4 protein-coding genes are annotated in these 4700 nt (G+C 48.5%); all 4 read left to right on the top strand.

The window, feature by feature from the left end; all coding sequences use genetic code 11:
- Positions 1-277: 277 nt before the first annotated feature.
- Positions 278-733 carry an NAD(P)-binding protein gene (locus tag VZ95_RS29535; RefSeq protein ID WP_084627962.1) on the top strand — a complete coding sequence of 152 codons (456 nt, stop codon included), beginning with the start codon at positions 278-280 and terminating at the stop codon, positions 731-733.
- A complete protein-coding gene (locus VZ95_RS20295; protein ID WP_045777471.1) occupies positions 639-2099 on the top strand; it encodes an FAD-dependent oxidoreductase in 1461 nt (486 codons plus the stop codon). The genes VZ95_RS29535 and VZ95_RS20295 overlap by 95 nt, the downstream gene beginning before the upstream one ends.
- A 256-nt stretch (positions 2100-2355) precedes the next feature.
- Positions 2356-2742, top strand: a complete 387-nt coding sequence (locus VZ95_RS20290) for a hypothetical protein (protein WP_045777470.1) — start codon at positions 2356-2358, stop codon at positions 2740-2742.
- 201 nt (positions 2743-2943) lie between these two features.
- Positions 2944-4668: a methyl-accepting chemotaxis protein gene (locus VZ95_RS23515; protein WP_198148450.1), complete on the top strand. Its 1725-nt coding sequence runs from the start codon at positions 2944-2946 to the stop codon at positions 4666-4668.
- The last annotated feature ends 32 nt before the right edge of the window (positions 4669-4700 follow it).

Here is a 4700-nt window from a genome sequence, read left to right as displayed (position 1 = left end):
CATAGCCCGACGCTAAAAAAGAAACTGAAACCGCCCGAGACATGAATTTGAATCAGGTAATTTTTCAAACTATCTTTTATAGGGAAATAACCCTATTATATATCGACTCAAAAGCTCAGATCCGCTGAAGCTCGATACCGGAGGCTGTCATTGTATGGTTTTCTACGTATTTTTGGGCCATCAGTGTCCAGCCTGACCTTAAATGAGTTTATAAAAACAATGCTGGCACATTAAAAGTGACAGTATTCTTTGCAAAACCCCTCAGGAGGTTCTATAAATGGCTCATATTCCGAGTGTACGCTCAAAAGTCGCAGAACAGATTACAAGCCATCCGTATATAGATACCCCCAATTTTTCGTACGATCAATGGTTGTCTTTTAATAATAACTATAATCGCCCCCTTGGTAGCATCCCTGCGGGTACCCGTATCGCCGTTATTGGTGCGGGTGTTTCTGGAGCGTGTGCGAGCTATGAACTCCTCCGCGCCGGGGCTACGGTTGACCTCTTTGATGCTTTGGATCAAGTCGGTGGGCGCGCCGACTCGGTTATGTTTCCAGGGGCAACGAGCGATTTAGCCGAACTTGGGGCGATGCGCTTTCCACCCTCCGAGTTTATTATGAACTGGTACCTGGAAAATTTTGGGAATCGCCCCCGGGGGGATTGCCTCGCTGCCGCCCTTTCCCGATCCAGGCGTCGTTCAAACGCTCGTTTCTTACAAAGGGACCAGCAATGAGTGGTTAAGTTCCCAGGCGGCTTATCCGCCCGGATTCGGAACGGTCTTCGTCGGTTGGGGAGCTTTCTGCGCTGAAGGACTGAAAGACAGCAATGGCAATACAATCCTAGAAAGTGCTGTTGCTATTACTGATAAGCTGAAGCAGGGCGATACCGCTGGCGCAACGGCAGCTTGGCAGCAATATATTGATCTTTTCGGCCAGACCAGTTTTTACGGTGCTTTGTTTGATATTTTTACCGGCACCAATGGGAATAAAATTCCCGGAAACACGGCCTGGACCTTCTCCGATTTCGACAAATTTGGTGCTTTGGGTATCGGCTCTGGCGGGTTTGGCCCGCTTTATCCGGTTGGTTTCACAGAAATCATGCGGCTTGTTATCAATGAGTTGGAAACGTCTCAGAATTTCCTTCAAGTTGGTATTCGCTCACTCCCGAGCACACTTGTGCAGCAGTGTAGCACGCAATATCCAAACAACTTCGCCCTAAAGCTTAACACACCCATTAATCTTGTTTCTGAGTATGATTTAACCAAGCATATTTCGACCGGCTTCTTCTTAACCGGGCCAACGGGGAGCTTTGGGCCGTATCAGCGCGTCATCGTCGCTACGACGACGCGCTCCATGGAAATGAAGACGAATATCACGCAATTTTCAAGTTCAGCCGGAACGAAATCCCCCCTCTATACACCCCAGCTTTCTGCCGACACGGCTGAAGCCGTAAAGCGGACGCATGTGGTTTCATCAATCAAAGTCGCCGCACGTATCGAGAAATACTGGGCCAACAATCCCAACGCCACGCGGGTTATGTTGTCCGACACGGCCATTCAGCAAATTTACACGCTGGATTACGGTGAGCCGGACACGGGTGTTTGTTTTATCACCTACACTTGGGAGGATAATGCCACCAAACAGCAAGCCCTCGGTATTTCCCAAGCTGGCGGGGCGGTCGATCCCGTAGCCCTATATGAAGGGCTTTTGATTCTTCTCGCGGAGATGGGGCCGGGATATGCGGCTTTTGCAAGCAATCTAAAGCCAATTGGACCAGGCAATATTCTTTATGCCGACTGGCAATCCGCCCCCTATTTCAGCGGTGCTTTTAAGCTAAGCCAACCCGGCCAAGACCCCTATGTTCAGACTATGTTCTACGATTATCAAAAATGCCTCACCCCCAATCGCGACACGGGCGTCTATTTGGCGGGAGATTGCTTAGCCTGGACCTCGGGTTGGATCGAGGGGGGGCTTCAGACCGCGCTGAATGCGGTCGCAGGTGTTATCATTTCAGCCGGCGGCACACTGAACCCCGATGCTAACGGGTTAACGCCCTTATCAATCAATCCCACCGCGTATAGCTATTTTCCAGGGACCTGAAATTAACCCCTCCCCCTAAACGCTCTGGCCTCAAACCCGCGAAGACCCGACTGTGTTTGTATTTTATCCCAAACACAGTCGGGATGGCCCTCAGCAACAGCGTGTGCGATCTCTCCTCAGAATCAACCCCAACGCGTTTTTTCGCCTCAATATACGCCCATAGCGTTTTTTTTAAAATTGTTTGAAATATGCTGTTTTCATCGAGAGGCGAGATGGTAATATACGCTAGTCTATGTTCTCGTTTTGGAGATGGTGCATGTTCCGTTTGAATGCCTTCGCGCGAGTCGCGTCCGTCGCACTTCTCGCTTTCGCGCCGCACCCTGTTCTTGCGGGAACAGATTTCGGGAACGATGAGCAGCTTCAGAAAGTTGTCGTAGAATTAACGACCCTTGTTAAAGAAAAAGGCGCTGCGGCAGCCGCCGAAGCCATTAAAAATAAAACCTCTCCTTTGAGCGCCAACCCAATGGGTATTGTTCTTTATGTCAATGGTAAAATTGCCGTTCATAATAAGTATCCGGAAATTGGCGGGATGGAATTGAAACAGCTTCAAGATCTGAGAGGCCGTTTTATGGAAAAAGAATTTACTGAAGCGGCTGATAAAGGCGGGGCTTATACGCAAAATTTTCTGGCCCCATTATACTAAAGAAACAGAATATGAGTATAGTTGCTTCTCCAAATGGATCGAGAAGCCTGCGACAATGCTGACGATTTGTCGTTAATCTATCGAGAGTATATCTCTAGATAACTCTATACACTTGGGTTTCTTCCCTAGATGGGTTGGCGGCTTTTTACAGTCACGAAAGCCGCCCAATTCACTCACTGGACTCTGTTTGAGGGTGAAGTAATGTTGCAGAATTTTTCAATTAGAAACAAAATTCTAATTTCTCCAATACTATTTGTTATAGCTCTTGTCGCTATTGTCTTTACAGTCTGGTCGGGGCTTGAGCAACAGGCCCAATCAACAAACCAGATTGTTAAAATCGATATACCATCGGTGATTCGGGGCGATGAGCTTGTACAGGCCGTCGCCGACACTCAATCGGATATGTTTAGTATCGTTGTTTGGAAACGGCTGGGGCGCTCGGATGAAGAAATCGGTAAGATTCAGCTTTTGATCGCAGAGCGCCTCAACAAAATCACAAAAATCGTTCAAGATGTTGCTTCAGAAAACTCCTTTGGCAATGAAGAAAAAGAGCTGATCGTAAATCTTCCAAAATTAGTGGAAGAATATGTAGCAAGTGCAAAAGCCGCAACGGATATGGCGCAGCGCAATCCAGTTCTTGCCACTCCTCTTATTACAACAGCAGCTGCAAAATATGCTTTATTGCGTGAACCGTTGGAACGTTTCCGTAATTTTACTATTCAAACTACGATTAAACGAAGCGAAAAAGCTCAATCTATTGCGGATCATGTTCGCACCTTAATTTTACTTGTTTCAGTTGCTGCACTGATTGTTACTTTTTCGGCGAGTTTTGGGATTGGTCTGCAGATATCTCGGGGTATCCGGCGGATCGAGCGTGCCATGAGCGCCCTTGCTCAAGGAGATCTTAATGTGCAAATCACGGGGGCCAAACGCCGGGATGAGATTGGTCAAATGACACGCGCTCTTGAGGTTTTTGTCGGGAATGCGCGGGCCGTTCAACAACTCCGTCAAGAGCAAGCAATAAAAGATAAACAATCTCAAGATCAACAGCGTGAAATTGTTCATGATATAGCGGGTAAGATTGAGCAAGCTGTCGAGGAGATGGTTCAAAATCTGCTTAGCTCTTCCACCGACTTGACCCATGTCGCAAAAGGAATGACTCACAGGTTGGGTGATACGAAAGGCCAATCGAAGGAAGTCGCAGTGATCTCGTTCGAGACATCGGCGCGGATCACGAGCGTGGCGTCGTCTATCGAAGAATTAACGCGCTCTATCGCCGATGTGGGGCAACAATCGGTTCAAAGTCGCGCCGTTGCAGCTCAAGCCGTCGAGGAAGCGGAGCGAACAGACGCGACGATTACGGGGCTGAGTAGCGCCGCCCAGCGCATTAACGATGTTGTCGGAATTATCAGCGCGATCGCCGCACAAACTAATCTTCTCGCGCTCAATGCGACGATTGAAGCCGCGCGGGCGGGTGAGGCTGGCAAAGGCTTCGCGGTTGTTGCGTCGGAGGTCAAAAATCTGGCCAGCCAGACCGCCAAGGCGACTGAGGACATCAATCAGCAAATTTCTTCGATGCAGGAAGCAGTTGCCAGTGCTGTTGGTGCCGTCCGCAGCATTGGTCAAACCATTACCCTGATTAGTTCATCAGCCGATACAATATCGACTTCGGTAACGGATCAAAACAAAGTTACCCACAATATTGCTGAAACCGTTCTTCAAATTGATCACAGCGCCAATTCAGTTGCTCAAAAAACCGCTTCGGTGAATAGCGCTATCGAGGCCACAGAAACTGAAGCCGGAATCGTTCTAGACTCGTCTAATACTGTCCTAGATCAAACAAATAATCTAATGCGGAAGGTTGGCGTTCTATTAAGCGAGCTCCGTCAGTATGGGGCAACCTTGTCCTCAAAGCTTCCCGCGTAACGCGTGAAGTCGGAACAAACCCCTGCGCGAAA

The sequence above is a fragment of the Elstera litoralis genome, assembly GCF_000963705.1.
Taxonomy (GTDB): Bacteria; Pseudomonadota; Alphaproteobacteria; order Elsterales; family Elsteraceae; genus Elstera; species Elstera litoralis.
This window is presented reverse-complemented; position numbering and strand designations above follow the sequence as displayed.

Coding starts and splice junctions, on each gene's coding strand:
- VZ95_RS29535 (WP_084627962.1), top strand. CDS start 278: ATGGCTCATATTCCGAGTGTACGCTCAAAAGTCGCAGAACAGATTACA.
- VZ95_RS20290 (WP_045777470.1), top strand. CDS start 2,356: ATGTTCCGTTTGAATGCCTTCGCGCGAGTCGCGTCCGTCGCACTTCTC.
- VZ95_RS23515 (WP_198148450.1), top strand. CDS start 2,944: ATGTTGCAGAATTTTTCAATTAGAAACAAAATTCTAATTTCTCCAATA.